Here is a 26,101-nt window from a genome sequence, read left to right as displayed (position 1 = left end):
CGCTCACCTCCGCGACTGCTGGGCCGCGAAATGCGCGGCCAGCGCCTTGATCTGCTCGTCGCTGTAGCCCTTGGCGATCTGCGGCATGATGGTTCCGGGCTGGGCGCCGCTCTTGAAGTCGGTGAGCATCGCGAAGATGCGGCCGGCCGAGACGCCGGCCAGCGGCTTCATTTCGCCGATGGCGTGGCCGTTGGTGCCATGGCAGTTGGCGCAGCTGGCGGCGAGGTTGCGCCCGAGCAGGGCGTCCTGCGCCGAGGCAGGCATGGCAATGGCGGCCAGCAGCACGGCCGTCAACAGGGGTTTCATGAAGGCGTCTCCGTGGGCTGGTCGAAGGCCGGCAGGCCAGGGCACAAGCTCTTGCTGTGGTCGGGGTGAAAGGATTCGAACCTTCGACCCACTGGTCCCAAACCAGTTGCGCTACCAGGCTGCGCTACACCCCGACGAGGGCGCGATTGTAGGGGCCGCGGCCATGGCTAGGCCGCCGGCATGGGCAGCTGCAGCTGGCGCGCCACCGCCATGCACTGGCGGATGTGCTGCTCGCAGACATAGCGCAGCGCGCCATAGGTGAGCGCCGCCGACACCGCCTGGCCGGCCAGCGGCACGAACTTGGCCGCCTGCTGGGCACTGAGGCGCACCCCCACCAGGCGCACCAGCTGCAGCACCAGCTCGCGCGTGACGATACGCCCCACCAGCACGCCGCCCGTGGCGCTGATGACCTTGTAGACGACGACGCGGCGCTCGGGCGCCAGGCGCTCCACCTGCTCCGGCGTGAGCCCGAACTCGGCGCTGATCCTGGGCAGCAGGCGCATCAACAGGCCCACGTCGACGGCCCAGTCCAGGCCGGGAATCGGCACCATCGCCACGCCCGCGGCCAGCAGCGCGCGCTGGGCGACGAGGCGGCGGCAGCGGCGCGCGACGGCCTGGATGTCGCCACCCTCGTCGGGCGCGACCTCCCACACCGCGGCCTCGGGTGCCGAGGCAGGGGCGGCGGGGTTCATGCCGCCACCCCGGCCGGCGCCGGCAGCATCACCTGGTGCTGGCGCAAGGTCTTGAGGATGATGGAGGTCGAGGTCTCGGCCAGCGCCGACAGCTGGGTGACGACGGCGTCGAGATGGGCCACGTCGGTGACGGCGATCTCGAGCATGGAGCTGTCCTCGCCGGTCACGCTCCAGGCGGTCAAGACCTCGGGCATGGTGACGATGAGCTGGACCAGTCGCACATGATCGGCCCGCCCCACGCGCACCAGGGCGCGGATGCCGTAGCCCAGCGCGCCCAGGTTGACGGTGGCGCGGTAGCCGGTGATGACGCCGGCAGCCTCGAGCTTGCGCACCCGCTCGGCCGCGGCCGGCTGGCTGAGGTGGACGCGCCGGCCCAGCTCGGCCAGGGTCAGGCGCGCATCGGCCTGCAACTCGGCCAGGATGCGGGTGTCGTAGCTGTCGAGGGGGGTGATGGCTGCCATATCCAGGACTTTGCGCGCGATTTCCTTCAAACACAAGGCAAAGCCGATTTTCGACCTTGATATTCCCATGGAAGGAAGGAGGCGGCCTTCATAAGATGCCGGCCCATGAGCAACGCCATCTTGTCCCTCCCGATGCCCTCCGCGCCGCGCCTGTCGGGTCTCATCGTCGCCTGCCTGGCCGCCACCTGGATCGTCTGGGGCTCGACCTACCTGGCCATCAAATGGGCCCTGGTGAGCTTTCCACCCTTCTTCCAGATGGGCACGCGCTTCGTCGCCGCCGGCCTGCTGCTGGGCGCCTGGGCCGCCTGGCGCGGCGCGCGCTGGCCGACGAAGGCGCAATGGGTCAACGCCGCCGTGCTGGGCGCGCTGATGCTGGGCGGCGGCTATGGCGCCACCGCGCTGGCCCAGACCAGCGTCAACTCCGGCCTCGTGGTCGCCTTCATCGCCGTCGTGCCGGCCCTGGTGGCGCTGATCCAGTGCTTCTACGGCCAGCGCCCCTCGGGCTGGGAGGCCGCCGGCATCCTGCTGGGCCTGGCCGGCGTGCTGCTGCTCACGCGCGGCCAGGGCTTTGCCGGCTCGCTGCCCGGCCTGCTGGCCATCGCCACCGCCTGCCTGACCTGGTCGCTGGGCAGCGTGTGGGCGCTGCGCGGCCTGCCCGGCGGCCGGCCGCTGACGCTGGCCCCGGGCGCCGCCGGCTATGCCAGCCAGATGCTGGTGGGCGGGCTGATGCTGCTGGGCGCCTCGTGGCTGGCCGGTGAACAGCCGACGCTGCCGCCCGATGCGCTGTCGCTGGCCTGCTGGTTCTACCTGGTGGTGGCCGGCTCGCTGATCGGCTTCTCGGCCTATATGGTGCTGCTGCAGCAGACCACGCCGACGCTGGCCTCGACCTACACCTTCGTCAACCCGGTCATCGGCCTGGTGCTGGGCGTGGTGGTGGGCGGCGAGGCGGTGAGCAGCCTCGAATGGACGGCCGCCGCCATCGTCTCCGGCGGCGTCGTGCTGCTGTTGATGGGCGGGCGGCGCTAGGCCTTCTTGGTGCCGGCAGCCCGTATCGCGCTTAGCGTGCTGCGCGTGGTGCTCACTTCGGGGTCGAGCTTGAGGTGCAGCAGCGTCGGCACACCGGCGGCGATGGCGCGTGCCAGCGCCGGCTCGAAGGCCGCCGTCTCGTCCACGCGCTCGCCGCGCCAGCCATAGGCCAGCGCCAGCGCCGCGAAATCGGGATTGAAGAGCTCGCTGCCGCTGACGCGGCCGGGGTACTCGCGCTCCTGGTGCATGCGGATGGTGCCGTAGCTGCCGTTGTCGACCACGATGCTGATCAGATTCTTCGCGCCATAGCCGGTGGCGGTGGCGAGTTCCTGGCCGTTCATCAGGAAATCGCCGTCACCCGCGATGTTGACGATCCAGCGCCCGGGCTGCAGCAGGGCCGCGCCCACCGCCGCCGGCAGGCCGTAGCCCATCGCGCCCGAGGTCGGTGCCAGCTGGGTGCGGCCGTGGTGCTGCAGGCCGGTGTAGCGGCAGTAGCGGTGCAGCCAGCCCGAGTAGTTGCCGGCGCCATTGGTGTAGACCGTGTCCGCGGGGAGCAGGCGCTGCAGCGTCTTGACCACCACCGCCATGTCCAGCGGCGCCACTGCGGGCGCCACGAGGTTGGCCTCATAGTCGGCATGGGCGGCCTCGGCCTGGCTCTGCCAGGGCAGGGTAGTCGGCGCGGCCAGCGCCTCCAGCGCCTTGGCCGCGGGCGCGGCGGCAGCCTGCAGCATCAGGTCGGCGGCGTAGACGCGGCCCAGTTCCTCGGCTCCGGCGTGGATGTGGACCAGCTTTTGCGCCGGCCGCGGCGCCTGCAGCAGGGTGTAGCCGCCGGTCGTCATCTCGCCCAGGCGCACGCCCAGCGCGATGATCAGGTCGGCGTCGCGGATGCGCGCGGCCAGCCGCGGGTTGATGGCGATGCCGACATCGCCGGCGTAGAGCGGATGGCGGTTGTCGAACGTGTCCTGGAAGCGGAAGCCGCAGGCCACCGGCAGCTGCCAGTTCTCGGCAAAGCGCTGCAGCGCCGCGGCCGCCTCGGCGTCCCAGCCCGGTCCGCCGGCGATGACCAGCGGGCGCTCGGCCGCCAGCAGCATCGTGCGCAACTCGCGCAGACCCCCCGGGGCCGGCCAGGCGCGGGCCGGCTCGGCACGCGGCAGCACCGGCGCGGCGGTCAGCGTGGTCAGCATGTCCTCGGGCAGGGCCAGCACCACCGGCCCGGGGCGGCCCTGCATCGCGGTGTGGAAGGCGCGCGCCACGTACTCCGGCAGGCGGTCGGCGTGCTGCACCTCGGCCACCCACTTGGCCAGGCCCAGGGTGCCGGGGCCGAACATCTGGCGGTAGTCGATCTCCTGGAAGGCCTCGCGGTCGCGCTGGTCGCTGGCCACCTGGCCGACGAACAGGATCAGCGGCGTCGAATCCTGGAAGGCCGTATGCACGCCGATGGCGGCATTGGTGGCGCCGGGGCCGCGCGTGACGAAGCAGATGCCGGGCCGGCCGCTGAGCTTGCCCTGGGCCTCGGCCATGAAGGCGGCGCCGCCCTCCTGGCGGCAGGCGATGAAGCGGATGCGCCCGCGGTGCTCGTGCATCCCGTCGAGCACGGCGAGATAGCTCTCGCCGGGCACGCCGAAGCAGGTGTCCACGCCCTGGGCGACCAGGGCCTCGACGAGGGCGTGGCCGGCGGGCCGGGGCGTCATGGGGGCGGTGTTCATCGCGCTCACTTTAGCCGCTGCCGCACGCTGGCACCCACCAGCGCGGCCGAGCCTATACCCAGCATCAGCGTTGCGGCGGCACCGGCAAAGATGGCCTGGGTGTGGCCGCCGTCGAGCAGGGCGCCGAAGACCGGCGCCGACAGCGCGAAGCCGACGTCCAGCCCCGAATACACCGTGCCATAGACGCGCCCGGTGGCGCCGGGCGGTGCCGCACGCTTGATCAGCATGTCGCGCGAAGGTCCGGCCAGGCCGGTGCCGGCGCCGGCCAGCGCCGCGGCCGCGGCGGCCACCAGCGGCGGCAACCAGCCGCTGGCTACCAGCAGCAGCAGCGCCGCCGCCGCAGCCATGGCCAGCGCGATGGTGCGTTCCAGCTGCTGCACGCGCGCCACCACGAAGCCGCCGGCCAGCATGCCGGCGGCGCCGCACAGCATGTAGCCGGTGACAACGAAGGCCGTGGTCGACAGCGGCAGGCCGTAGAGCCGCGAAAGCGCCGGCGCGGCGAAGCTCTGGATGGCCGAAAGCGCCGCCGTGGTCCAGAAGAAGAAGGAGAAGCACAGCCACACCGAGGGCAGCTTGAGGAAGGCCATCGGGTGCTCGGCCGCCACCGCCGCCGCGCCGGCCGCCTGGTGGGCCCATTGGCCGCGGCTGTCGTCGACGCGCTCGCGCTGGGTCACCAGGAGCAATAGCACCAATGCCGCCACCCCGGCGGCACAGGCGCAGGCCAGGCGCCAACTGCCACTGGCCTGGCTGATGCCGATCAGGAACACCGGCGCCGCCGCCCAGCCCAGATTGCCCGAGATGCCGTGTACCGAAAAGGCATGGCCCAGGCGCGGCGCCGAGACGCGCTTGTTGAGGATGGTGAAATCGGCCGGGTGGAAGGGCGAGTTGCCCAGGCCCGCCAGCGCCGCCGCCAGCAGCAGGCCCGGGTAGCCGCTGGCCACCGAGGCCGCCAGGCCGGCGGTGATGAAGCAGGCCAGGGCTGCAAACAGCACCGGCCGCGCGCCGATGCGGTCGACGACAAAGCCGCCCGCCGCCTGGCCCACGCCCGAGATCACGAAGAACAGCGTCACCAGCAGGCCCAGCTGCGAATAGCTGAGGCCGAAATCGCGGATGAAGGCCGGGAACAACGGCGGCAGCAGCATGTGGAAGAAATGCGAGGTGCCGTGTGCCAGGCCTATGAGCGAGATCACCGCGTAGTCGCCGCGCGCTGTCGCTGCCGGTGTACTTGCCGTGAGGGTGGAAGCCATGGCCACGAGCCTAAGCGGGCCCCGCCCGGCCGGGTTACGATAGCAAGACAAGTTCTGTCGATTTCATGCCAGACACGCTCGCCGCCTCCCGCGTGGGTTCCGCCCGCCCTGCCCGCCCCGCGCCCTCACCAGCCCTGCCCTCCGACCCCGTGCGCTACGGGCCGGACGCCGAGCGTCCGCTGCGCGTGCGTGCCCGCCACCTGGCGGCCGACACCCGCATCGTGCCCCACCGCCATGCCTGGGCCCAGGTGGTGTTTTCGGCCACCGGCGTGCTGCGCGTGACCGCCGGCGACCACACCTACATCGTGCCGCCGTCGCGTGCGGTGTGGATACCGCCCGGCTGCGAGCACGCGGTGACGGTGGTGGAAGACGCCGAGCTGCGCACCCTCTACCTGCACCTGCCGCCCGGCCAGAGCCTGCCGGCCCAGCTGGGCGCGGCTGCGAGCCTGGACGACACGCCGGCGGCCTGGCAGCGCTGCCGCGTGCTCGAGGTCTCGCCGCTGCTGCGCGAGGTGGTCGAGCAGATCAACGCCCTGCCCGACCCGCCGCCACTGGCGCGCGAGCGCTGCCTGGTGGCACTGGCGCAAGACGAGCTGCGCCGCGCCCGCCCGCTGCCGCTGGGCGTGGGCCTGCCGGCCGACAAGCGCCTGCGCGCGCTGTGCGAGGCGGTGCTGGACGACCCCTGCCGCCACCCCACCCTGCCCGGCTGGGCGCGCGAATCGGGCGCCAGCGTGCGCACGGTGGCGCGGCTGTTCCGCCAGGAACTGGGCACCACCTTCGCCGAATGGCGCCAGCAGGTGCTGCTGGCCAAGGCGCTGTCGATGGCGGCGCGCAAGCGGCCCATGGCCCACATCGCCGCCGAACTCGGCTATGCCAGCGCCAGCGCCTTTACCGCCATGGTGCGGCGCTCGGTGGGCGTGCCACCCAGCCGTTTCTTCACCACTGGTTAGCCCCTGCCCGCCCAGGAAAACCCATGAACGACATCGCCTACGACTACGCCCGCCCCGACGCCAGCGGCGCCACCTGCACCGCCCAGGCCTGGGCCAAGGTGCCGGCACCTCTCACCCCGGCCCAGCGCCAGGGCCTGCGCGAACGCGCCGCCGCGCTGCTGGCGGCGCGCGGCGCGGTTCTGGTGGCGCACTACTACGTCGACGGCGACCTGCAGGACCTGGCCCTGGCCACGGGCGGCCTGGTGGCCGATTCGCTGGAGATGGCGCGCTTCGGTCGCGACCACGCGGCGCAGACGCTGGTGGTGGCCGGCGTGCGCTTCATGGGCGAGAGCGCCAAGATCCTGAGCCCCGACAAGCGCGTGCTGATGCCCGATCTCGACGCCACCTGCTCGCTCGACCTCGGCTGCCCGCCCGATCAATTCGCCGCCTTCTGCGATGCCCATCCCGAGCGCGAGGTGGTGGTCTACGCCAACACCAGCGCCGCCGTGAAGGCGCGCGCCGACTGGATGGTGACCAGTTCCTGCGCGCTGGCCATCGTCTCGCACCTGCACGCCCAGGGCAGGAAGGTGCTGTGGGCGCCCGACCGCCACCTCGGCCGCTACATCCAGGAGCAGACCGGCGCCGACATGCTGATGTGGGACGGCGCCTGCATCGTGCATGACGAGTTCAAGGGCCTCGAGCTCGAATTGCTGAAGCGCGAGCACCCGGGCGCGCGGATCCTGGTGCATCCGGAATCGCCGCGCAGCGTGGTCGAGCAGGCCGACGTGGTGGGTAGCACCTCGCAATTGCTGGCCGCCGTGGTGCAGGGCAGCGCCAGCGCCTACATCGTGGCCACCGACAACGGCATCCTCCACCGCATGCGCCAACTGGCGCCCGGCAAGACGCTGATCGAGGCGCCCACGGCCGGCAACAGCGCAACCTGCAAGAGCTGCGCCCACTGCCCCTGGATGGCGATGAACGGCCTGCAAGGCGTGGTCGCCTGCCTGGAGCATGGCAGCGGCGAGATCACGGTGGCCGAGCCGGTGCGTGGCCGCGCCCTGGGCTGCATCGAACGCATGCTCGACTTCGTCACCCGCCATCCCGCCGCCCTGGCGCCGGCGCGCGGCGGCCTGGTGAAGAACATCGGCGCCGCTTGATCGCCGGAAGACACTAAGTTGTAACCCGCAAGCGCCGATAACCGACAGCAGCCCTTGCAAGCGCGGAGCTTCGAGCATGACCGTCGATTTCACCACCGTCCACAACCACAACGAGAACGCCGTCTTCGACCTCGTGCTCGCCGAAGCGGCGCGCCACCCCGGCGTCGGCGACAACCCCGAACTGCTGGCCGATGTCGCCTGCGTCGCGCTCAACAAGCTGGCGCCGCGCTACATCCGTCACCAGGTCGACTACGTTTTTTACCTCAGCAACCATGAGCGCACCGAGCACGAGCATGCGCTGCAGGAAGCGGTGGAGTACGCCTTTGGCTTCGTCAAGACGCGGGTGGCGTTGAGGTCCCGTGTCTGATGCCCCGCCGCTGAGCGAGGCCGTGGCGCGCGGCTGGGAGCTGTGTACGCTGGACCCGGCCGCCGCACGCGACTGCGGCCAGGCGCTCACCCGGGCGGGTGGCGCCGATGCGGCCCAGGGCTGGCTCATCACGGCCTGGGTCGAGGCGCGCCAGGGCGATCAGGCGGCCGCCCAGGCCGCGCTGCACGAGGCCGGCCAGCTGCTGGTGCTGGGCCCGGACGGCACCGGCCTGGCGCTGTGCGACGAGATCCAGGCCCTGGCCCTGCACCGCAGCGGCCGGCACACCGAGGCCGCCGGCCTGCAGGCCGGCATAGCCCGCCGCGACGGCCTGCAGCCCGGCCCCATGCAGCGCTACATCGCCCACAGCGCGCGTGCCGCCACCTGCAAGGCCCTGGGCCAGGCCGACGCCGCGCTGCGCCACTTCTACGCCGCACGCGACGCGGCCGACGAAACCGGCTGGGCAGGCCCACGCATCACCGCCGCCGACGCCCTGGGCGGCTACCACCACACGCTGTTCAACCTGGAAGACGCCCGCACGCTGTGCGAGCAGGCCCTGCTGGCGGCACGCCAGGCCGGCGCGCGCCCGGTGGTGGGCAGTGCCGCATCCCACCTGGTGCGCATCTACCACGCGGCCGGCGATTTCGAGCGCGCCCAGACCATGGCCTCCTTCATGGAGCGCAATGCCGCCGAGTTGATGCCCGACGCGGCCCAGCGTCATGTCGGCTCGCTGGCCCTGGCCTGCCTGGGCAGCGGCGAGATCGAGGCGGCGCTGCGCCATCTCGAGGCCGCCGAAGGTGCGCCCGGCGCCACATCCACTGGCGACGAGGAAGGCGCTGTGCTGCGCGCCTGGGTCGGCGCGCGCTGCCGCCTGCTGCGCGGCAACGCCGCCGCCGCGCGCACCCTGGCCGAAGCCGCACTGGACCGCCTTGACGGCGCACGCCTGGGCGACGATCCCTATGACACATTGCAGCTGCACCTGGTGCTGGCCGACGCCTGCGAGGCCGCCGGCGACGTGGCGGCGGCGCTGCGCTGCATGCGCCAGGTGCATGAGCTGCACGAGCAGTTGGTGGGGCGCAGCGCACGCGCCCGCTACATCGCGCTGGAAATCGCCCACCAGCTGGGCAATGCGCGGCGCGAGCGTGACTGCGCGGTCGATTCACACCGCTCGGCCGAGGACGACCGCCGCCGGCTCGAAGATCTCAACGCCGCGCTGCAGGCCCGCATCGCCGAAACCGACATGCTGCAGGCCCAGTTGCGCGAGCAGGCACTGCACGATCCGCTGACAGGCCTGCACAACCGCCGCTACCTCTTCGAGACCGCGCCGGCGATGCTCGAGCTGGCGCGCCGCAACGGCCGCCCGCTGTGCGTGGTGCTGCTCGACCTGGACCACTTCAAGCTCATCAACGACACCTACGGCCACCAGGCCGGCGACCTGGTGCTCAAGCAGTTTTCGGCGCTGCTGCAGCAGTCGTTGCGCCGCAGCGACGTCATCACCCGCCACGGCGGCGAGGAATTCGTCGCCGTGATGCCCGAGATCGACGGCGAAGGCGCGCAGAACATGCTCGACCGTCTGCTCGAGGCCTTCCAGCTGCAACGCAACACCATAGGCCGGCGCCGCCTGCCCAGCGTCTCGTTCTCGGCCGGCATCGCGCTCTTTCCGCGCCACGGCAGCACGCTGGAGCAGTTGCTGTCGCGCGCCGACCGCGCCCTCTATGCCGCCAAGCACCACGGCCGCGCCCGCGTCGAGGTGGCGCCGCGCACCGGCTTCGGCACGCTGACCTGAAGCTCAGCGTCGCTTCGTTCCGCTGGTGGCCGGCCGCGTCAGCACGGTGGGAAAGCTGATCGGCAGCGTGTCGGGGAAATCGCGGCTGTAGTGCAGGCCGCGGCTTTCGTGGCGGCGCAGTGCCGAACGCACGATCAACTCGGCGCAGACGACCAGGTTGCGCAACTCCAGCAGGTCGCGGTTGACGCGGAAATTGGCGTAGTAGTCGTCGATCTCGTCGCGCAACAGCTTGATGCGGTGCAGTGCCCGCTCCAGCCGCTTGGTGGTGCGCACGATGCCGACGTAGTTCCACATCAAGAGGCGCAACTCGTCCCAGTTGTGGGCGATCACCACTTGCTCGTCGGCGTCCTCAACCTGGCTCTCGTCCCAGGGCGGCAGCGGCGGCTCGGCCATCTCCTTCTGGTTCTGGATGGCGACGGCGCAGGTGCAGCCGACCACCACGCATTCGAGCAGCGAATTGCTGGCCAGGCGGTTGGCGCCGTGCAGGCCGGTGTAGGTGGTCTCGCCCACCGCGTAGAGGCCGGGCAGGTCGGTGCGGCCGTCGAGATCGGTAACCACGCCGCCGCAGGTGTAGTGCGCCGCCGGCACCACGGGGATAGGGGCCCGCGCGATGTCGATGCCAAGTTCCAGGCAGCGCGCGTGGATGGTGGGAAAGTGCTCTTTCAGGAAGGCCTCGCCGAGATGGCGGGCGTCGAGCCAGACGTGATCGAGGCCGTGGCGCTTCATCTCGAAGTCGATGGCGCGGGCGACGATGTCGCGCGGCGCCAGTTCCATGCGCGCGTCGTGCGCGGCCATGAAGCGCGTGCCGTCGGGAAGCGTGAGATGGCCGCCCTCGCCGCGCAGCGCCTCGGTAATGAGAAAGCTGCGCTCCTGCGGGTGGTACAGGCAGGTCGGGTGGAACTGGATGAACTCCATGTTCGCCACCCGGCAGCCGGCACGCCAGGCCATCGCCGTGCCGTCGCCGGTGGCGGTCTCGGGGTTGGTGGTGTAGCGGTAGACCTTGCCGGCGCCGCCGGTGGCCAGCACCACGGCGCGCGCCGGCAGCGTCTCGACGCGGCCGCGGTCCATGTCGAGGGCGTAGACGCCGTAGCAGCGCGGGCTCTCGCGCCGCTTGAGATGGCGCGAGGTGATGAGGTCGACCGCCATCCAGCGCTCGCGCAGATCGATGTTGGGATGGGCGCGCGCTCGCTCGAGCAGGGCGTCGTGGATGGCCTTGCCGGTGGCATCGGCGGCATGCGCGATGCGCCGCACCGCGTGGCCGCCCTCGCGCGTGAGGTGCAGGCCCAGCGGGCCCGCGGGATCGGGCGAGAAGGGCACGCCGGCGTCGACCAGCCACTGCACGGCCTGCGCGCTGCGCTCGGCGATGAAGCGCGCCGTGACCTCGTCGACGATGCCGGCGCCAGCATCCTGGGTGTCGCGCACATGCGATTCGACGCTGTCGTCGTCGCCCAGCACGCCGACGATGCCGCCCTGGGCCCAGGCCGTGGCGCTCTCGCCCAGCTCGCGCTTGGCCAGCACCAGCACCGGGTGGTAGCGGGCCAGTTCCAGCGCCACCGTGAGACCGCCGAGACCGGCGCCGATGACGACCATGCGGGCATTGGGCGGGTTTGGGTTTGGGCTGGGTGTCATGCGGTGGGGCGGTTGAAGGCGCAGCGGCGTCGCGAACGCGAGGCCAGACGTGAACGCCTGCTTGGATTCTAAGGATCACCCCCCGCAATGGCGATGCGGCGGCTGGAGGACCACCCTATGATGACTGGTTCCGCCACCCATAAGCAGAGCCCACCATGCAAGGCCGTGACGATCCGACCTGGCCCGACACCCAGCGCTTCGACCACCGCGCCACCGACAAGCGCGCCGAGTTGCTGGAGCCGAGCACGCAATTCATCGCCGACCGCGACGCCTACCTGGGACAGGGCAGCCAGGACATAGGCCGCCGCATCGCCGACGACCAGGTCGAGCTCTTCGTCGCCAGCGGGCTCATCGCCTCGCTCGAACTCGAGTTCAAGCAGCACCGGCCCGAATTCATTGCGCTGCACGATGTCGGCACCAGCGCCTCGCTGCGCCTGCTCACCGGCCTGGCCGGCGCCGCCGGCGCCCGCGTGCAGCGCCTGCTGGTGCGCAAGGCGGGCCAGGGCGTGCCGCTGGCGGTGCTGCAGTTTGTCGAAGTGCCGCTGGCCGACGGCACGCCGGTGCGCGTGTATTCCACCGACGTGACCGCCGATCTCGCCCAGCGCGCCGAACTCGCCCTCCTGCTGCTGAGCCACAGCCAGCTGGGCGTGTTGCTGGTGGGCGAGGTACCGGCCAAGTTGCTGGCCACCCAGCTGGCGCCGCTGCAGGATGCCATCGCCAGCGGGGCCTGGTCCAACCGCGACCTGCTGCTGGTGCCGCTGGGTTCGGGCGCGGCACTCGCCGCCCAGGGCGCCCAGCTGGCGCGCCAGAACACCGTGGCGGTGCAGGTGACGCCGCATGCCGCCCAACCCAAGGACGTGTGGACCTTCATCGGCGGCGCCTGGAACCGCGTCCACGACCGCACCGGCGGCAAGCGCGCCCTGCCCACCGACATGACGCGCGCCGTGCCCAAGCCGCGCGTGCCCATGCCCGAGGCCGATACCCAGCCCATGCCGCTGGCCCAGGCCGCCACCCAGGCCGCGCCTGCGCGCACGGCTGCATCGACGACGCCGCCGACCCCGATGCCGGTGCCCGGCAGCACGCGTTGGCAGGCCTATGCCGAGCGCTGCGCGGTGATCAAGGGCGCGGTGGCCTGCTGCGTCTTCGACACCCATTCGATGCAGCCCATGGCCATGGCCGGCGGGCCGCCGTCGGCCGAACGCCTGGCGCAGCAGGGCACGGCCCTGCTGGCGGCCATGAACGATGCCTCGCGCGCCCTCGGCCTGGGCCCGGCGCGCTCGGAGGCCAGCGTCAGCACCCAGGCCCACCACCTGCTGCTGCGCCCGGTGCCGGGCCACCCCGGCGTGGCCGTGCACCTGGTGATCCAGGCCAGCACCGGCAACCTGACGCTGGCACGCATGCAGCTGGAGCGCATCGAAGCGCCGCGCTGACCTCTTTAGGCTCTTTAGGGGTTCGCATTCGACCGTATCGCCGGGCGGGGTGCCGAAGACCGTGCTTCGGCACAGCGAGGCGCCCCAACGCCGCCAGGCGGTTGAAGGCGAATCCGCCTCAGAAGCTGTAGCCGATGCCGAAGCTGAGCTGCGGTATCGCGCGCACCTTGCCGACGCCGTCGCGCAACTCGGCCAGTTCCTTGTCGATGTCGGCCTGTATGGTGGGCTCGCTGGCCAGCTGGCCGCGCGGCGAGGCCGTGAGCTTGGCGCGGCCGATGGCGGCGCCGATGTCGAAGCTGAAGCGCAGGCCGCTGCCGGCCTGGTGGCCCCAACCGATACCCAGATAAGGCGTGGTGCTGGGAAACTTGATTTCCACGTTCATGCCATCGGCCGCGGAAAGGCCTGTGTAGGTGGTGTCGCCTATGGTGATGGTGCCGCTCGCTCCCGAGGCGTCGAGCGTGCCCTTGTAGGTGCTGAGCACGGCGCCCGCAGTGAAGCGGAACGAGCCCGCCATCGGGAACAAGTCGACCAGCAGCGCGGTGCGCTGCAGCTTGTAGCGGCCCTGGTAGGTGATGCCGTCCTCGGTGGTGTCCTTGCTGCGCGAGCCCAGGGTCATGAAGTCGGCGCGCAGCGTGAACATGCTGTTCACCGGCTGGGCATAGCCAATGCCGATGCCCGGTATGCCGATGGGCGCGTAGACCTCGCCGGCCTGGGCCTGAAAAGCCAGCGCAGCAAGCACCAGCGAAAGCGGAAAGCGGAAGTCCTGGATCATGGGGCGGTCCTTGATGGGATGAAGGCGAGGCGGCGCGCCGCGCCACCTCCCATCATCGGCCGCCCCGCTGAAAACTTTCGCAAGCCTTCGCAAGCAGACGCCCGGATGTCACGCCGCCCTCAATGCACCACGCGCGAAAACGAGAAGGCACCTTCGTCGACGTCCACCGGGATCACGTCCTTGGGCCCGAAGCGGCCCTGCAGGATGAGCTTGCTCACCGGGTTCTCGATGCGCTGCTGGATGGCCCGCTTGAGCGGCCTCGCGCCGAACAGCGGATCGAAGCCGACCTTGGCCAGTTCGGCCAGCGCCGCCGCCGACACCTCGAGTTTCATCTCCAGCTTCTCCAGCCGGCTTTCGAGCAGCTTGAGCTGGATGCGGGCGATGCTCTCGATGTGCTGCGCATCGAGGGCGTGGAAGACCACGGTCTCGTCGATGCGGTTCAGGAACTCGGGCCGGAAATGCGCCTTCACCTCGCCCCACACGGCATCGCGGATCGCGTCGACCGGCTGGCCGGCCATCTGCATGATCATGGGGCTGCCCAGGTTGCTGGTCATCACGATCACGGTGTTCTTGAAGTCCACCGTGCGGCCCTGGCCGTCGGTCAAGCGGCCGTCGTCCAGCACCTGCAAGAGCACATTGAAGACATCCGGGTGCGCCTTCTCGACTTCGTCGAGCAGCAGCACGCTGTAGGGCTTGCGGCGCACCGCCTCGGTCAGCGCCCCGCCCTCGTCATAGCCCACATAGCCCGGCGGCGCGCCGATCAAACGGCTCACCGAGTGCTTTTCCATGTACTCGCTCATGTCGACGCGGATCATGTGGTCGTCGCTGTCGAACAGGAAGCCGGCCAGCGCCTTGCACAGCTCGGTCTTGCCGACGCCGGTGGGGCCCAGGAAGAGAAAGCTGCCCAGGGGGCGATTCGGGTCGCTCAAGCCCGCGCGGCTGCGGCGGATGGCGTCGGCCACCACCGTGATGGCCTCGTCCTGGCCCACCACGCGCTCGTGCAGCTTTTCCTCCATCTGCAGCAGCTTGTCGCGCTCGCCCTGCATCAGCTTGGCGACAGGGATGCCGGTGGCGCGCGCCACGACCTCGGCGATCTCCTCGGCGCCGACCATCGTGCGCAGCAGCTGCGGCCGGCCCGTGCCTTTCTTGCCGGCTTCCTTGTCCTGCACTTCCTTCAGGCGCTTCTCGATCTGGGGCAGGCGTTCGTACTGCAGGCGGGCCACTTCGTCGTACCTTTGCTGGCGCGTCAAAGCGTCGATCTGGGCCTTGACCGCGTCACGCTCCTTGATCAGCTCTTCCGAGCCCTGGGACGCCGCCTTTTCGGACTTCCAGATCTCGTCCAGGTCGTTGAGCTCGCGCTGAAGCTTCAGCATCTCGTCCTCGATCAGGCCGAAGCGCTTGATCGAGCCCTCATCGGTCTCCTTGCGCACCGCCTCGCGCTCGATCTTGAGCTGGATGAGACGGCGGTCGAGCTTGTCCATCGCCTCGGGCTTGGAGTCGAGCTCGATCTTGATCTTGGCCGCCGCCTCGTCGATGAGGTCGATGGCCTTGTCGGGCAGGAAACGGTCGGTGATGTAGCGGTGGCTCAGCTCGGCCGCGGCAACGATGGCCGGGTCGGTGATCTCGACGCCGTGGTGGACTTCGTACTTCTCTTGCAGACCGCGCAGGATGGCCACCGTGGCCTCCACACTCGGCTCGTCGACCAGCACCTTCTGGAAGCGGCGCTCCAGCGCGGCGTCCTTCTCCACGTACTTGCGGTACTCGGCCAGCGTGGTGGCGCCTATGCAGTGCAGTTCGCCACGCGCCAGCGCGGGCTTGAGCATGTTGCCGGCGTCGATGGCGCCCTCGGCCTTGCCGGCGCCCACCATGGTGTGCAGCTCGTCGATGAACAGGATGATGCGACCCTCGTCGGCAGCCACTTCCTTGAGCACGGCCTTGAGCCTTTCCTCGAACTCGCCACGGTACTTGGCGCCGGCGAGAAGCCCTGCCATGTCCAGCACCAGCACGCGCTTGTCCTTCAGGGTGTCGGGCACCTCGCCGTGGACGATGCGCTGGGCCAGGCCCTCGACGATGGCGGTCTTGCCGACGCCGGGCTCGCCAATCAGCACCGGGTTGTTCTTGCTGCGCCGCTGCAGCACCTGGATGGCGCGGCGGATCTCGTCGTCGCGGCCGATCACCGGGTCGAGCTTGCCCTGGCGGGCGCGCTCGGTGAGGTCCAGCGTGTACTTCTTGAGCGCCTCGCGCTGGCCCTCGGCCTCGGCGCTGTCGACCTTCTGGCCGCCGCGCACCGCCGTCACCGCTGCTTCCAGCGCCTTGCGCGTGAGGCCATGGCCGCGCACGACGCCACCCAGGTCGGTCCTGGCGTCGGCCAGCGCAAGCAAGAACATCTCGCTGGCGATGAACTGGTCACCGGCCTTGCCGGCCTCCTTGTCGGCGGCCTGCAGCAACTGCATCAGGTCGCGCCCGGGCTGCACCTGGGGCGTCTGCCCTGTCTGGCCCTGCACCTGCGGCAGGTTGCGGATGGCGGTTTCCATGGCCACGGCCAGCGCTGCCGTGTTGGCGCCAGCACGGTCGAGCAAGGCCTTGGGGCCGTCGGGCTGGGCCAGCATGGCCGCCAGCAGGTGTTCAGGCTCGATGTAGGGGTTGTCGCGCGCCACGGCAGCACTCTGGGCATCGGCCAGGGCTTGCTGAAAGGCGGTGGTGAGCTTGTCGAAACGCATGGCGGGGCTCCTCGGTTGCAAGGAACGTGGGGCCGGCCGTCAACGAATCAAGACCCTGCTGCGGGCAGGGACCGGCGCCCCCCGCCGCGCGGGCGGCGCACTACAGGGTCTCGCCGAGGCTGTGGTAGTGGCCCGAGCGGTAGAGCAGCGGCGCGTGCGCGTGCTCGGCAAAGGCCAGCACACGGCCGATGTAGAGGCGGTGGTCGCCGGCATCCTGGCGCGTGACGGTCTCGCACTCGAACACCGCCACCGCGTCCTTGAGCACCGGCTGGCCATGGGCACCCAACGCCCACTCGCCTTCGCCGAAGCGGTGGTCATGGCTGCTGGCAAAGCGGCGCGAGAGGCCGATCTGCGCCTCGGCCAGCACGTTGACCGCAAAGCGCGGCGCAGCCTCGAAGGCGGCCAGGTTGGGGCTTTCCTGGCGCAGCGACCACAGCACCAGTGGCGGCTCGAGCGACAGCGACGAGAAGGAGCTGACGGTGAGGCCCACCCAGCGCCCGCCTTCGTCGACGCAGCTGACGATGGTCACGCCGGTGGCAAAGCGGCCCAGGGCCGTGCGCAGGCGGCGCTTGTCCATCAGGCGACCGCGTCTGGCGCGGCGACAGCACCGCCACCCGCATTGCCGGCAGCGATGCCCCAGCGCGCCAGCGCCTCGTCGTCGGCGACGCGGGCATCCACCCACTGCGCGCCGGCCGGCGTGGTTTCCTTCTTCCAGAACGGCGCCTGGGTCTTGAGGTAGTCCATCAGGAACTCGCAGGCCTGGAAGGCCTGGCCGCGGTGGGCCGAGGTGACGGCCACCAGCACGATCTGCTCGCGCGGCTGCAGCAGGCCAACGCGGTGGATGACGCGCGCACCGCGGATGTCGAAGCGCGCACTTGCGGCATCGATCATGGCCTCAATGGCGGCCTCGGTCATGCCAGGGTAGTGTTCCAGCTCCATCGCGCTGATGGCGGCATCCCCGCTGCGTTCGCGCACGGTGCCGGTGAATGTGGCGATGGCGCCGACGCCGCCGTCACCCGCGCGCAGCGCCGCGACCTCGGCGCTGAGGTCGAAGTCTGCGGACTGGATGCTGACGCGGGGAGACATGGCTATCAGCCTCCGGTCACCGGCGGGAAGAAGGCCACCTCGGCGCCCTCGCCCACCACGGCCGCCTCGTCGGCCAGCACCTGATTGAGCGCGCAGCGCACGGCGCGCTGGCGCGAGAGCACCTCGGCATGGCGGCCACCGCGCGCCAGCAGCTGGTCGCGCAGCGCGCCCAGCGTGCTGCCGGCGGCCAGCTCGACCTGCTCGCCGGGCCCCAAGGCCTCGCGCAGCGCCGCGAAATAGCGCACCGAAACCTTCATCGCCACACCAGCGTATCCAGTGGCAGGAAGCGCACCATGTCGCCGCGCTTCACCGCCTGGCCGGCGGGGTTGTCAATCAGTCCGTCGGCCCAGACAGTGGAGGTCAGCACGCCCGAGCTCTGGTTGGGAAAAAGTTCCAGCCCGCCCTGCTCATTGAGGCGGGCGCGCATGAACTCGCGCCGGCGGTCGGGCCGCGGCCAGTCGAAATCGGCGCGCAGCAGCAGCGGCCGGGGCGGCGTGGCATCCATGCCCTGCAGCGTGCGCAACACCGGCGCCACCGTGAGCAGAAAGGTGATGTAGCTCGAGACCGGGTTGCCCGGCAGCCCCATCACCAGGGACTTGCCGACGCGCCCGAAGGCCAGCGGCTTGCCCGGCTTCATCGCCACCTGCCAGGACTGCAACTCGCCCTCGGCCTGCACGGCGGGCTTGAGGTGGTCTTCCTCGCCCACCGAAACCCCGCCCGAGGTGAGGATCAAATCGCTGGCCTCGGCGGCTTGGCGCAGCGCGGCGCGCGTGGCGTCCAGCCGGTCGGGCACGATGCCCAGGTCCTGCACTTCGCAGCCGGCGGCCTGCAGCAGCGCGCGCAGCGTGTGGCGATTGGAGTTGTAGATGGCCCCCGGCGGCAGCGGCTGGCCGGGCAGCACGAGTTCATCGCCGGTGGAGAACAGCGCCACGCGCGGGCGCCGCCACACGGCCAGGGTCTCGGCGCCCACGGTGGCTGCCATGCCCAGGGCCTGGGGTGTCAGCCGCGTGCCCAGGCGCAGCACGGTGTGGCCGCGCAGCACATCTTCACCGCGGCGGCGCACCCATTGGCCGGCGGCCGGCACCTGGTTGACGACGACCTCGCCCAGACCATCGCCAGGAACGGCCTCGCACTGCTCCTGCATCACCACCGCGTCGGCGCCCTCGGGCAGCTGGCCGCCGGTGAAGATGCGCGCCGCGCTGCCGGGCACCAGCGGCTCACCCACGACGCCGGCCGGGATGCGCTGCGACACCGGCAGCCGCGTACCCGCCGCCGGCACGTCGGCTGCACGCAGGGCATAGCCGTCCATCGCCGTGTTGTCGCGCGGCGGCACGTCGATCTGCGAATGCAGGTCGGCCGCCAGCACGCGACCCAGGGCCTCGAAGCTGGAGACGGTCTCGGCCTCGAGAATGCGCAGACGCGCCGCGCCAGCCACCAGGCGCGCCAGCGCCTCGTCCAGGGTAATCAGGTTGCGGTCCTGCATTGCAATCTTCTTCAGGCGCAGTGCATGGCGACGAAGCGCTTGACCGTGTCGACCTCGGGCGCCATCACGGTGTAGCGGCGCGGCAGGTTCTCGATGCCCTCCAGCGCGGCCGGCGGTTTGGGCGCCACGCCCGTGGCCTCGATGATGGTGGCGGCAAACTTGGCCGGCAGCGCGGTCTCGAGCACGATCATGGTCTCGCCAGGCGCGCGGTGGGCGAGCGCCACCTTGAGGCCGTCGGCCGTGTGGGTATCGATCATCACGCCGTGGCGCTGCCAGGTGTCCCGGATAGTCGCCAGGCGGTCGGCATGGCTGCTGCGGCCCGAGACGAAGCCGTAGCTGGCGGCCGGCGCGAACTCGGCGGCAGCCAGCGTGAAGCCGCCGTCGCGCGCCAGCGCCGGGCCGAAGAGCTCGGCGGTGCGCGCCGCATTGCGGCCCAGCAGATCGAACACGAAACGCTCGAAATTGCTGGCCTTGCTGATGTCCATGCTCGGGCTCGAGGTCTCGTGCGTCTCGGCCGTGGCACGCACGCGGTAGGTGCCGGTGCGGAAGAACTCGTCGAGCACGTCGTTCTCGTTGGTGGCCAGCACCAGGCGACGGATGGGCAGGCCCATCATGCGCGCCACGTGGCCGGCGCAGATGTTGCCGAAGTTGCCGCTGGGCACGGCGAAGCTCACCACTTCATGGTCGGAACGGGTGGCCTGAAAGTACCCGGCGAAGTAATAAACCACCTGGGCCAGCAGGCGCGCCCAGTTGATCGAGTTGACCGTGCCAATGCTGTAGCGGCGCTTGAAGTCGAGGTCGTTGCTGACCGCCTTGACGATGTCCTGGCAGTCGTCGAACACGCCCTCGACGGCGATGTTGTGGATGTTGGCGTCCTGCAGGCTGAACATCTGCGCCTGCTGGAAGGGGCTCATGCGGCCGTGGGGGCTGAGCATGAAGACGCGCACGCCCTGCTTGCCGCGCATCGCGTACTCGGCCGCGCTGCCGGTGTCGCCGCTGGTGGCGCCCAGGATGTTGAGCTGCTCGCCGCGCCGCGCCAGCTCGTACTCGAACAGGTTGCCCAGCAGCTGCATCGCCATGTCCTTGAAGGCCAGCGTGGGGCCGTTGGACAGGCCTTGCAGGTAGAGGCCCTCATCGAGCCGGGTCAGCGGCGTGATCTGCGGCGTGCCGAAGACGGCCTCGGTGTAGGTGGCCTCGCCCAGGCGCCTCAGGTCGGCCGGCGGAATGTCGGCGATGTAGAGCGAGAGGATCTCGAAGGCCAGCTCGGCATAGGGCAGGCTGCGCCAGCGGCCCAGCGTGGCGGCGTCGACCTTGGGGTAGCGCTCGGGCAGGTAGAGCCCGCCATCGGGCGCCAGGCCCTCGAGCAGGATGTCGCAGAAGCCGCGGGGGGTGGTGTCGCCACGGGTGCTGATGTAGTTCACGCCAGCTCTTCCTTGCGTATCCGCACGATGGGCGCCAGCACCGTGGGCAGGGCCTGCATCTGGGCCAGCGCCGCCACCATGCGGCCCTCGACCGTGTCGTGGGTCAGGATGATGAGGTCGGTCTGCTTCTCGCCCTCGGCACTCTCGCGCTGCAGCACGGCGTCGATGGAGATCGCATGCTCGGCCAGGATGCCGGTGATGCGGGCCAGCACGCCGGCCTTGTCGGCCACCACCAGGCGCAGGTAGAAGGCGGTGATGACCTCGGCGATGGGCAGGATGGGGGTGGCCGCCATCGAGCCCGGGCGGAAGGCCAGGTGGGGCACGCGGTGCTCGGGGTCGGCGGCATGCAGGCGGGTGATGTCCACCAGGTCGGCGATCACCGCGCTGGCGGTGGGCTCGCTGCCGGCGCCCTTGCCGTAGTAGAGCGTGGTGCCGACGGCGTCGCCCTGCACCACCACCGCGTTCATCGCGCCCTCGACATTGGCGATCAGGCGCTGGCTGGGGATCAGCGTGGGGTGGACGCGCAGTTCGATCCCGTGCTCCCGGCGGCGCGTGATGCCCAGCAGCTTGATGCGGTAGCCCAGCTGCTCGGCATAGCGGATGTCGGCCGCCTGCAGCCCGGTGATGCCCTCGACGTGGGCACGGTCGAACTGCACCGGCACGCCGAAGGCGATGGCGCTCATGATGGTGGCCTTGTGGGCCGCGTCCACGCCTTCGATGTCGAAGGTGGGGTCGGCCTCGGCATAGCCCAGCTCCTGCGCCTGCTTGAGCACGACGCCGAAGTCCAGGCCCTTGGCCCGCATCTCCGAGAGGATGAAGTTGGTGGTGCCGTTGATGATGCCGGCCACCCACTCGATGCGGTTGGCCGTGAGGCCTTCGCGCAGCGCCTTGATGATGGGGATGCCGCCGGCCACCGCGGCCTCGAAGGCGACGACCACGCCCTTGGCGCTGGCGGCCTGGAAGATCTCGGTGCCATGCACGGCCAGCAGCGCCTTGTTGGCGGTGACGACGTGCTTGCCGGCCGCAATGGCCTCGAGCACCAGGGTGCGCGCGATGCCATAGCCGCCGATCAGCTCGACCACGATGTCGATGGCCGGGTTGGCGATGACCTGGCGTGCGTCGGCCACCACCTGGGCAGCGTCGCCGACGATGGCGCGGGCGCGCTCGACATCGAGGTCGGCCACCATGGTGATGGCGATGCCGCGGCCGGCGCGGCGGCGGATTTCTTCCTGGTTGCGCTGCAGCACCTTGAAGGTGCCGCTGCCGACGGTGCCGATGCCGAGCAGGCCGACTTGGATGGGAGAGCTCATGTGAAGTGCCGTTTGCGGTATTGGGACAGGAAGCGCTCGATGCGCTTGATGGCTTCGGTCAGGTCGTCGACGTTGGGCAGGAAGACGAGGCGGAAGTGGTCGTGCGCAATCCAGTTGAAGCCCGTGCCCTGGACGATCAGCACCTTCTCCTCGGCCAGCAGCTCGTAGGCGAACTGCTGGTCGTCGGCGATGGGGTAGACCGCGGGGTCAAGGCGCGGGAACATGTAGAGCGCGGCGCGCGGCTTGACGACGCTGACGCCGGGGATCTGCGACAGCAGTTCGTGCGCCAGGTCGCGCTGGCGGCACAGGCGCCCGGTGGGCGCCACCAGATCCTTGATGCTCTGGTAGCCGCCCAGGGCGGTCTGGATCGCCAGCTGGCCCGGCGTGTTGCTGCACAGGCGCAGGCTGGCCAGCATGTTCAGGCCCTCGATGTAGTCGCGCGCATGGCGCTTCTCACCCGAAACCACCATCCAGCCGGCGCGGTAGCCGCAGCTGCGGTAGTTCTTGGAAAGGCCGTTGAAGCTGACGAACAGCACGTCGTCGGCCAGGCTGGCCATCGCGGTGTGGGTGTTGCCGTCGTAGAGCGTCTTGTCGTAGATCTCGTCGGCAAACACCACCAACTGGTGCTGGCGCGCCAGCTCGATGATCTCGAGCAGCAGGTTGTCGGGGTAGAGCGCGCCAGTGGGGTTGTTCGGGTTGCAGACGATGATGCCGCGCGTGCGCGGGCCGATCTTGGCGCGGATGTCGGCGATGTCGGGCAGCCAGCCGGCCTGCTCGTCGCAGACGTAGTGCACCGGCACCCCGCCCGATAGCCCCACCACCGCGGTGTAGAGCGGGAAGTCGGGCGCCGGGATCAGCACCTCGTCGCCGTCGTTGAGCAGGGCGCTGATGCTCATCTGGATCAGCTCGGAGGCGCCATTGCCGAGGTAGACATCGTCCACCGTGACGCCCTTCACGCCCTTCTCCTGCGTGTAATGCACCACCGCCTTGCGCGGCGCAAAAAGGCCCTTGCTGTCGGTGTAGCCGGCCGAGTGCGGCAGGTTGCGGATCATGTCCTGCACGATCTCGTCGGGCGGCTCGAGGCCGAAGGCGGCGACGTTGCCGATGTTCAGCTTGATGATCTTCTGGCCTTCGTCCTCCATCTGGCGTGCCTTGTCGAGCACGGGGCCGCGGATGTCGTAGGCCACGTTGGCCAGCTTGGCCGACTTGGTCAGGGGCTTGAAGGTGGGTCTCAAGAAGGGTGCTCCTGCAGCGAACCTAGAATTATCCACTCATGAAGTTCCAGCCCGACACGCTAGCCGGCGTCAACAGCATCACGCGCCACGACAGCGGGCGCGTCTGGGTGGGTGCCACGCCCTACGTCCGCAGCGTGCTCGTGCCCTGGGTGGGCGAGGTGCGGGCATGGGCACCGCAGGATTTCGGGCAGTTGGACGCCGCGGCCTTCGAAGCCATCGTGGCGCTTCAGCCTGAGCTGGTGATCTTCGGCAGCGGCGCGCGCATCCGCTTCGCGCCGCCGGCCCTGATGCGGGCCCTCATGGAGCGCCGCATCGGCATCGAGACCATGGACACGGCGGCGGCCTGCCGCACCTACAACGTGCTGGTGAACGAGCAACGTTCGGTGGTCGCCGCACTGCTGCTCGAAGGCCCGCCGGCAGCGGCTTGAGGGGGCGGCTCCGGCGTTGAACTTATAATTCGCCCTTAGGCCGGCTTCGGCATCTGCGCAGTCCGAGAAACACCATCCATGACGCCAGTCATCAACAAAACTCTACCCGAATTCGAAGCAATGGCCACCGGCGGCGTGAAATTCACGCCGCAGTCCCATCTCGGGAAGGCCGTTGTACTGTACTTCTACCCCAAGGACAACACCCCCGGCTGCACCACCGAGGCGATGCAGTTCCGCGACCAGCACAAGGATTTCCTCCAGGCCGGCGCGGTGGTCTTCGGCGTCTCGCGCGACAACATGGCCAGCCACGAAAAGTTCAAGCAGAACCTTGAGCTGCCCTTCGAGCTGATCGCCGACACCGAAGAAAAGCTCTGCCACATGTTCGGCGTGGTCAAGAACAAGATCATGTACGGCAAGAAGGTCAAGGGCATCGAGCGCAGCACCTTCCTGATGGACGCCGAGGGCGTGATGCGCGCCGAGTGGCGCGGCATCAAGGTCGCCGGCCATGTCGACGAGGTCTTGAAGGCTGTGAAGGCGCTGAAGAAGGCCGCTTGAACACCCAGCCCACGCCAGGCCGCCGGCGCCAGGGCGCCGAAAGCACATCCGCAAGCCGCACAGCACCCGCTGCGCGGCTTTTTTTCTTCTCCATGACAGTTTTTCGACATGCCGCTGCCCAAACCGCCGTCCAAGAAGGGTGATCTGATCGCCAGCGCCGCCTACGAGGCCCAGGCCGCGCCGCGTCCCGAGAAGCGCTCGCTCAAGACCCGCGCCGCCGAGGCGCCGGCCCAGACCACGCTGGCGCTCGACGACGGCACAGCGGCCGCGGCCCTGGCGGCCAGTGCGGCAAGCACCGCCTCGGCCGCGGTGGCCAACGCACGCACCCTGCCCGCCGCGACAGCCGCTCCGGCCGCGCCCACCAGGCCCGCCGCCGCGGCAAGGCCCGCTGCCAGGCCGCCCGCCGCCCCGGCCCCCAAGCCGCGCAAGCCCAAGTCCGGCGGCCCGGCCAAGCTCTTCGTGCTCGACACCAATGTGCTGATGCACGACCCGATGAGCCTGTTCCGCTTCGAGGAACACGACGTCTTCCTGCCCATGATCACGCTGGAAGAACTCGACGGCCACAAGAAGGGCATGAGCGAGGTCGCGCGCAGCGTGCGCCAGGTCAGCCGCGAACTCGACGCGCTGGCCAGTCTGTCGGCCCAGGACGGCCTGTTCGACAGCCATGCCGGCATCGAGCTGTCGCGCACCGGCCACCGCGAGGCCGGCGGCAAACTCTTCTTCCAGACCCTGCTGCTCGACTTCAAGCTGCCCGCCGGCCTGCCCCATGGCAAGGCCGACAACCAGATCCTGGGCGTGGTGCAAAGCCTGCGCGAGCAGCATCCGGGGCGCGAAGTGGTGCTGGTGTCCAAGGACATCAACATGCGCGTCAAGGCACGCGCCCTGGGCCTGCCGGCCGAGGATTACTTCAACGACAAGACGCTGGAAGACGGCGACCTGCTCTACACCGGCGTGCTGGCGCTGCCGGCCGACTTCTGGGACCGCCATGGCAAGACCATGGAAAGCTGGCAGCAGGGAGGTGCCACCTTCTACCGCATCAGCGGGCCGCTGGTGCCGGGCCTGCTGATCAACCAGTTCGTCTACCTCGAGGTGGCGGGTGCCGCCGCGCTCTACGCCCGCGTCACCGAGATCACCGGCAAGACCGCGGTGCTCAAGACCTTGCGCGACTACAGCCACGCCAAGAACGCGGTCTGGGGCGTGACGGCGCGCAACCGCGAGCAGAACTTCGCCCTCAACCTGCTGATGGACCCGGAGTGCGATTTCGTCACGCTGGCCGGCACCGCCGGCACCGGCAAGACGCTGATGAGCCTGGCCGCCGGCCTGGCCCAGGTGCTGGACGAGCGGCGCTATACCGAAATCATCGTCACCCGCGTCACCGTGCCGGTGGGCGACGACATCGGCTTCCTGCCCGGCAACGAGGAAGAAAAGATGGGCCCCTGGATGGGCGCGCTGGACGACAACCTCGAGGTGCTGGCGCGCAGCGACGCCAGCGCCGGCGAATGGGGCCGCGCGGCGACGAATGACCTCGTGCGCAGCAAGATCAAGATCAAGAGCCTGAATTTCATGCGCGGGCGGACATTTCTGAACAAGTTCGTCCTCATCGACGAGGCCCAGAACCTCACGCCCAAGCAGATGAAGACCCTGATCACGCGCGCCGGTCCCGGCACCAAGATCGTCTGCCTGGGCAACCTGGCGCAGATCGACACGCCCTACCTCACCGAGGGCAGTTCCGGCCTCACCTATGCTGTCGACCGCTTCAAGGGCTGGCCCCATGGCGGCCACCTGACGCTGGCGCGCGGCGAACGTTCGCGCCTGGCCGACTACGCCAGCGAGGTGCTTTGAAGGAGTGAGCCCATGCCGCGCAGCCTGGCTTCCTGTCTCATGCTGACGCTGTTGCTGGGCGCCTGTGCCGTCGCGCCGCCACCGCTAGGCAGCGGCCGCGACGAGGTGCTGCGAGCTCGCGGCCAGCCCAGCGCCCGCTATGCCCTGCCGGGCGGCGGCGAAAGGCTGGAATACGCGACAGGCCCCTATGGCCGCACGACCTGGATGATCGACCTCGATGCCGCCGGCCGCGTCACCGGCGCGCGCCAGGTGCTGAGCGAGGCAGAGTTCCTGGCCGTGCAGTCGGCGCCCGGGCTCACGCGCGAGGCCCTGCTGCGCTGGATAGGCAGACCGGGCGAGCGCCGCCACGGCGGGCGACCGGGTGGCGAGGTCTGGTCGTGGCGCTACCCGACGAACGACTGCCTCTGGTTCCAGGCCTCGGTCACCGACGACGGCTTGGTCAGCAGCGCCGCCTACGGCATCGATCCGCGTTGCGACGGCATGGCCGACCACACGCCCTGAACGGCCAGCGAGGGC

The 26,101-nt window shown here is 70.1% G+C and carries 25 protein-coding genes and 1 tRNA gene; 10 read left to right on the top strand and 16 right to left on the bottom strand.

The features are described 5' to 3' along the window. Window positions 1–3: 3 nt before the first annotated feature. The 4 genes from JMV16_RS16600 to JMV16_RS16585 form a co-directional block, all read right to left on the bottom strand. On the bottom strand, window positions 4–306 hold the full coding sequence (locus JMV16_RS16600; RefSeq protein WP_201495411.1) for a c-type cytochrome: 303 nt from the start codon (window positions 304–306) through the stop codon (window positions 4–6). Window positions 307–363: 57 nt separating this feature from the next. After that, window positions 364–440: transfer RNA gene (locus tag JMV16_RS16595), tRNA-Pro, on the bottom strand. 33 nt (window positions 441–473) lie between these two features. Further along, window positions 474–998 carry a hypothetical protein gene (locus JMV16_RS16590; protein WP_236580557.1) on the bottom strand — a complete coding sequence of 175 codons (525 nt, stop codon included), beginning with the start codon at window positions 996–998 and terminating at the stop codon, window positions 474–476. After that, window positions 995–1,459: an Lrp/AsnC family transcriptional regulator gene (locus JMV16_RS16585; RefSeq protein ID WP_201495410.1), complete on the bottom strand. Its 465-nt coding sequence runs from the start codon at window positions 1,457–1,459 to the stop codon at window positions 995–997. Before JMV16_RS16585 ends, JMV16_RS16590 begins: the two co-directional genes overlap by 4 nt. Window positions 1,460–1,564: 105 nt before the next feature. Here JMV16_RS16585 and JMV16_RS16580 point away from each other — a divergent pair, with 105 nt between their 5' ends. After that, a complete protein-coding gene (locus JMV16_RS16580) occupies window positions 1,565–2,485 on the top strand; it encodes an EamA family transporter (protein WP_201495409.1) in 921 nt (306 codons plus the stop codon). Here the strand turns inward: JMV16_RS16580 and JMV16_RS16575 are convergent. Together JMV16_RS16575 and JMV16_RS16570 are read right to left on the bottom strand one after the other, a co-directional pair. Beyond that, a complete protein-coding gene (locus tag JMV16_RS16575) occupies window positions 2,482–4,191 on the bottom strand; it encodes a thiamine pyrophosphate-binding protein (RefSeq protein WP_201495408.1) in 1,710 nt (569 codons plus the stop codon). The two genes, JMV16_RS16580 and JMV16_RS16575, sit on opposite strands and share 4 nt — an antisense overlap. 5 nt (window positions 4,192–4,196) lie before the next feature. Further along, the gene (locus JMV16_RS16570) at window positions 4,197–5,438 is read right to left on the bottom strand and encodes an MFS transporter (RefSeq protein ID WP_201495407.1); all 1,242 of its coding nucleotides are present in this window, start codon (window positions 5,436–5,438) and stop codon (window positions 4,197–4,199) included. A 65-nt stretch (window positions 5,439–5,503) separates the two neighbouring features. Here JMV16_RS16570 and JMV16_RS16565 point away from each other — a divergent pair, with 65 nt between their 5' ends. From JMV16_RS16565 to JMV16_RS16550, 4 genes are all read left to right on the top strand, one after another. Then, window positions 5,504–6,388: an AraC family transcriptional regulator gene (locus tag JMV16_RS16565; RefSeq protein ID WP_201495406.1), complete on the top strand. Its 885-nt coding sequence runs from the start codon at window positions 5,504–5,506 to the stop codon at window positions 6,386–6,388. A gap of 23 nt (window positions 6,389–6,411) precedes the next feature. Further along, entirely contained in the window at window positions 6,412–7,524 is a 1,113-nt protein-coding gene (nadA, locus tag JMV16_RS16560; protein WP_201495405.1) for a quinolinate synthase NadA, read from the top strand. Between the two features lie 76 nt (window positions 7,525–7,600). Next, window positions 7,601–7,891, top strand: a complete 291-nt coding sequence (locus JMV16_RS16555; RefSeq protein ID WP_201495404.1) for a late competence development ComFB family protein — start codon at window positions 7,601–7,603, stop codon at window positions 7,889–7,891. Beyond that, window positions 7,884–9,674 carry a sensor domain-containing diguanylate cyclase gene (locus tag JMV16_RS16550; RefSeq protein ID WP_201495403.1) on the top strand — a complete coding sequence of 597 codons (1,791 nt, stop codon included), beginning with the start codon at window positions 7,884–7,886 and terminating at the stop codon, window positions 9,672–9,674. The genes JMV16_RS16555 and JMV16_RS16550 overlap by 8 nt, the downstream gene beginning before the upstream one ends. A 3-nt stretch (window positions 9,675–9,677) precedes the next feature. Here the strand turns inward: JMV16_RS16550 and nadB are convergent, their stop codons facing one another. After that, complete coding sequence (nadB, locus tag JMV16_RS16545; protein WP_201495402.1) at window positions 9,678–11,303, bottom strand: L-aspartate oxidase; 1,626 nt, start codon at window positions 11,301–11,303, stop codon at window positions 9,678–9,680. 155 nt (window positions 11,304–11,458) lie between these two features. Here nadB and JMV16_RS16540 point away from each other — a divergent pair, with 155 nt between their 5' ends. Then, window positions 11,459–12,733 (top strand): hypothetical protein, encoded by a 1,275-nt coding sequence (locus JMV16_RS16540; protein WP_201495401.1) that lies wholly within the window; start codon window positions 11,459–11,461, stop codon window positions 12,731–12,733. Window positions 12,734–12,851: 118 nt separating this feature from the next. Here JMV16_RS16540 and JMV16_RS16535 read toward each other — a convergent pair whose 3' ends face one another. The 9 genes from JMV16_RS16535 to JMV16_RS16495 form a co-directional block, all read right to left on the bottom strand. After that, complete coding sequence (locus tag JMV16_RS16535; RefSeq protein WP_201495400.1) at window positions 12,852–13,505, bottom strand: hypothetical protein; 654 nt, start codon at window positions 13,503–13,505, stop codon at window positions 12,852–12,854. Window positions 13,506–13,624: 119 nt separating this feature from the next. Further along, window positions 13,625–16,225: an ATP-dependent chaperone ClpB gene (gene clpB / locus JMV16_RS16530; protein WP_201495399.1), complete on the bottom strand. Its 2,601-nt coding sequence runs from the start codon at window positions 16,223–16,225 to the stop codon at window positions 13,625–13,627. Between the two features lie 100 nt (window positions 16,226–16,325). After that, complete coding sequence (locus tag JMV16_RS16525) at window positions 16,326–16,802, bottom strand: flavin reductase family protein (protein WP_201495398.1); 477 nt, start codon at window positions 16,800–16,802, stop codon at window positions 16,326–16,328. Next, window positions 16,802–17,311 carry a molybdenum cofactor biosynthesis protein MoaE gene (locus JMV16_RS16520; RefSeq protein WP_201495397.1) on the bottom strand — a complete coding sequence of 170 codons (510 nt, stop codon included), beginning with the start codon at window positions 17,309–17,311 and terminating at the stop codon, window positions 16,802–16,804. The genes JMV16_RS16525 and JMV16_RS16520 overlap by 1 nt, the downstream gene beginning before the upstream one ends. 5 nt (window positions 17,312–17,316) lie before the next feature. Next, window positions 17,317–17,568: a MoaD/ThiS family protein gene (locus JMV16_RS16515; RefSeq protein ID WP_201495652.1), complete on the bottom strand. Its 252-nt coding sequence runs from the start codon at window positions 17,566–17,568 to the stop codon at window positions 17,317–17,319. Next, window positions 17,565–18,794 carry a gephyrin-like molybdotransferase Glp gene (glp, locus tag JMV16_RS16510; protein WP_201495396.1) on the bottom strand — a complete coding sequence of 410 codons (1,230 nt, stop codon included), beginning with the start codon at window positions 18,792–18,794 and terminating at the stop codon, window positions 17,565–17,567. The genes JMV16_RS16515 and glp overlap by 4 nt, the downstream gene beginning before the upstream one ends. 11 nt (window positions 18,795–18,805) lie before the next feature. Beyond that, a complete protein-coding gene (gene thrC / locus JMV16_RS16505; RefSeq protein WP_201495395.1) occupies window positions 18,806–20,215 on the bottom strand; it encodes a threonine synthase in 1,410 nt (469 codons plus the stop codon). Next, window positions 20,212–21,525 carry a homoserine dehydrogenase gene (locus JMV16_RS16500; protein ID WP_201495394.1) on the bottom strand — a complete coding sequence of 438 codons (1,314 nt, stop codon included), beginning with the start codon at window positions 21,523–21,525 and terminating at the stop codon, window positions 20,212–20,214. The genes thrC and JMV16_RS16500 overlap by 4 nt, the downstream gene beginning before the upstream one ends. Continuing rightward, window positions 21,522–22,760 carry a pyridoxal phosphate-dependent aminotransferase gene (locus tag JMV16_RS16495; protein ID WP_201495393.1) on the bottom strand — a complete coding sequence of 413 codons (1,239 nt, stop codon included), beginning with the start codon at window positions 22,758–22,760 and terminating at the stop codon, window positions 21,522–21,524. Before JMV16_RS16495 ends, JMV16_RS16500 begins: the two co-directional genes overlap by 4 nt. A gap of 38 nt (window positions 22,761–22,798) precedes the next feature. Between JMV16_RS16495 and JMV16_RS16490 the strand changes: the two genes are divergently transcribed. From JMV16_RS16490 to JMV16_RS16475, 4 genes are all read left to right on the top strand, one after another. Then, a complete protein-coding gene (locus JMV16_RS16490; RefSeq protein WP_201495392.1) occupies window positions 22,799–23,188 on the top strand; it encodes an Mth938-like domain-containing protein in 390 nt (129 codons plus the stop codon). 78 nt (window positions 23,189–23,266) lie between these two features. Beyond that, window positions 23,267–23,743 carry a peroxiredoxin gene (locus JMV16_RS16485; RefSeq protein ID WP_201495391.1) on the top strand — a complete coding sequence of 159 codons (477 nt, stop codon included), beginning with the start codon at window positions 23,267–23,269 and terminating at the stop codon, window positions 23,741–23,743. Between the two features lie 108 nt (window positions 23,744–23,851). Beyond that, entirely contained in the window at window positions 23,852–25,585 is a 1,734-nt protein-coding gene (locus JMV16_RS16480) for a PhoH family protein (RefSeq protein WP_201495390.1), read from the top strand. 12 nt (window positions 25,586–25,597) lie between these two features. After that, window positions 25,598–26,086, top strand: coding sequence for a hypothetical protein (locus JMV16_RS16475; protein WP_201495389.1), 489 nt, complete (start codon window positions 25,598–25,600; stop codon window positions 26,084–26,086). The last annotated feature ends 15 nt before the right edge of the window (window positions 26,087–26,101 follow it).

Origin of the sequence: Rubrivivax sp. A210 (assembly GCF_904426505.1) — a bacterium.
GTDB lineage: Bacteria > Pseudomonadota > Gammaproteobacteria > Burkholderiales > Burkholderiaceae_C > Rubrivivax.
This window is presented reverse-complemented; position numbering and strand designations above follow the sequence as displayed.

Excerpts from the sequence above, each read along its gene's own strand:
- JMV16_RS16600 (WP_201495411.1), bottom strand. The coding sequence starts at position 306 with ATGAAACCCCTGTTGACGGCCGTGCTGCTGGCCGCCATTGCCATGCCT.
- JMV16_RS16590 (WP_236580557.1), bottom strand. The coding sequence starts at position 998 with ATGAACCCCGCCGCCCCTGCCTCGGCACCCGAGGCCGCGGTGTGGGAG.
- JMV16_RS16585 (WP_201495410.1), bottom strand. The coding sequence starts at position 1,459 with ATGGCAGCCATCACCCCCCTCGACAGCTACGACACCCGCATCCTGGCC.
- JMV16_RS16580 (WP_201495409.1), top strand. The coding sequence starts at position 1,565 with ATGAGCAACGCCATCTTGTCCCTCCCGATGCCCTCCGCGCCGCGCCTG.
- JMV16_RS16575 (WP_201495408.1), bottom strand. The coding sequence starts at position 4,191 with ATGAACACCGCCCCCATGACGCCCCGGCCCGCCGGCCACGCCCTCGTC.
- JMV16_RS16570 (WP_201495407.1), bottom strand. The coding sequence starts at position 5,438 with ATGGCTTCCACCCTCACGGCAAGTACACCGGCAGCGACAGCGCGCGGC.
- JMV16_RS16565 (WP_201495406.1), top strand. The coding sequence starts at position 5,504 with ATGCCAGACACGCTCGCCGCCTCCCGCGTGGGTTCCGCCCGCCCTGCC.
- nadA (WP_201495405.1), top strand. The coding sequence starts at position 6,412 with ATGAACGACATCGCCTACGACTACGCCCGCCCCGACGCCAGCGGCGCC.
- JMV16_RS16555 (WP_201495404.1), top strand. The coding sequence starts at position 7,601 with ATGACCGTCGATTTCACCACCGTCCACAACCACAACGAGAACGCCGTC.
- nadB (WP_201495402.1), bottom strand. The coding sequence starts at position 11,303 with ATGACACCCAGCCCAAACCCAAACCCGCCCAATGCCCGCATGGTCGTC.
- JMV16_RS16540 (WP_201495401.1), top strand. The coding sequence starts at position 11,459 with ATGCAAGGCCGTGACGATCCGACCTGGCCCGACACCCAGCGCTTCGAC.
- JMV16_RS16535 (WP_201495400.1), bottom strand. The coding sequence starts at position 13,505 with ATGATCCAGGACTTCCGCTTTCCGCTTTCGCTGGTGCTTGCTGCGCTG.
- clpB (WP_201495399.1), bottom strand. The coding sequence starts at position 16,225 with ATGCGTTTCGACAAGCTCACCACCGCCTTTCAGCAAGCCCTGGCCGAT.
- JMV16_RS16525 (WP_201495398.1), bottom strand. The coding sequence starts at position 16,802 with ATGGACAAGCGCCGCCTGCGCACGGCCCTGGGCCGCTTTGCCACCGGC.
- JMV16_RS16520 (WP_201495397.1), bottom strand. The coding sequence starts at position 17,311 with ATGTCTCCCCGCGTCAGCATCCAGTCCGCAGACTTCGACCTCAGCGCC.
- JMV16_RS16515 (WP_201495652.1), bottom strand. The coding sequence starts at position 17,568 with ATGAAGGTTTCGGTGCGCTATTTCGCGGCGCTGCGCGAGGCCTTGGGG.
- glp (WP_201495396.1), bottom strand. The coding sequence starts at position 18,794 with ATGCAGGACCGCAACCTGATTACCCTGGACGAGGCGCTGGCGCGCCTG.
- JMV16_RS16500 (WP_201495394.1), bottom strand. The coding sequence starts at position 21,525 with ATGAGCTCTCCCATCCAAGTCGGCCTGCTCGGCATCGGCACCGTCGGC.
- JMV16_RS16490 (WP_201495392.1), top strand. The coding sequence starts at position 22,799 with ATGAAGTTCCAGCCCGACACGCTAGCCGGCGTCAACAGCATCACGCGC.
- JMV16_RS16485 (WP_201495391.1), top strand. The coding sequence starts at position 23,267 with ATGACGCCAGTCATCAACAAAACTCTACCCGAATTCGAAGCAATGGCC.
- JMV16_RS16480 (WP_201495390.1), top strand. The coding sequence starts at position 23,852 with ATGCCGCTGCCCAAACCGCCGTCCAAGAAGGGTGATCTGATCGCCAGC.
- JMV16_RS16475 (WP_201495389.1), top strand. The coding sequence starts at position 25,598 with ATGCCGCGCAGCCTGGCTTCCTGTCTCATGCTGACGCTGTTGCTGGGC.